At 72.7% G+C, this 940-nt stretch carries 1 protein-coding gene and 1 pseudogene; one reads left to right on the forward strand and one right to left on the reverse strand.

Annotation, left to right across the window (positions count from 1 at the left end; all coding sequences use genetic code 11):
• Window positions 1–396: DUF742 domain-containing protein (locus tag SACPADRAFT_RS26010; RefSeq protein ID WP_007027775.1), on the forward strand; the 396-nt coding region annotated here is incomplete at its 5' end.
• 298 nt (window positions 397–694) lie between these two features.
• Here SACPADRAFT_RS26010 and SACPADRAFT_RS26015 read toward each other — a convergent pair.
• Window positions 695–940 (reverse strand): annotated as a pseudogene (locus SACPADRAFT_RS26015) (helicase-associated domain-containing protein); the annotation flags it as partial.

Raw genomic sequence — 940 nt, forward strand, 5'->3', positions numbered from 1 at the left:
GGTGGGGAGGAGCCGTCGGCCGGTGACGCGGCGGCCCCGCCGCCACCGCGGTTCACCCACCGTTCGCTCGTGCGGCCGTACGCACGCACCGGGGGCCGCACGCGGCCCGCCAACGAGCTGGCACTGGAGGCGCTGGTCGCGACCACCGAACGCGGCCGCCGGTACGAGGGCGTCCAGTCCCCCGAGCAGCGCTACGTGTGCGACCTCTGCGTGGAGGTGCACTCGGTCGCCGAGATCGCCGCGTTCGCCAAGCTGCCGCTGGGCGTGGTCAAGATCGTCGTGGACGACCTCGCCGAGGTCGGGGCCGTCGATCTCCAGCAGCCCGGCTTCGTGCTCTCCGACCGCGACTCCCGCGACTTCATGGAACGCATCCTCACCGGCCTGCGCGCCCTGTGAGCTGTCACCTCTCGATTCTGCTGTGGAGATCGGCACCGATCGGTGATCCAACGCGGCCACGGACGAACATCCGTTCGCCGTTTCGATGCCTTCGACGGTGATCCGGTCATGCCGGGTCCCGGTCCCGTTGCTCCCGGTCCTCGGACAGCAGCGCCGTCGCCGTGCCCGGGTGCGGGTGCGGGTGCGGGTGCGGGTGCCGATGCTGTCTCGTCTCGCGCCAGTGGGCGTCCAGCACCGTGCTGATCTCCGGTCGGTCCTCGGATCGAACGAGGCGTCGGGGTGGGTGTCGGGTGATGGCTCAGTCCTCCACGAGGGCTGCCGAGGTGATGCGGTGCAGGGGGAAGCGTTCGTGGTCGGTGCCTTCGACGAGGCCGCCGCCGACCCGGACCGGGGTGATGAGGCGGTGGTGGGCGGTGCCGTGGGAGTCGACGAAGCCGAGCCGGACGCGGCGTCCCTCGCGGGTGGCGCGGGAGAGCAGGCTCAGGGTGGCCGTGGTGTCGGCCCCGCCGCCGCCGGGCACCCGCACCGTGGTGCCGGTGCGGGT

The organism is Saccharomonospora iraqiensis subsp. paurometabolica YIM 90007 (genome assembly GCF_000231035.2).
GTDB lineage: Bacteria > Actinomycetota > Actinomycetes > Mycobacteriales > Pseudonocardiaceae > Saccharomonospora > Saccharomonospora paurometabolica.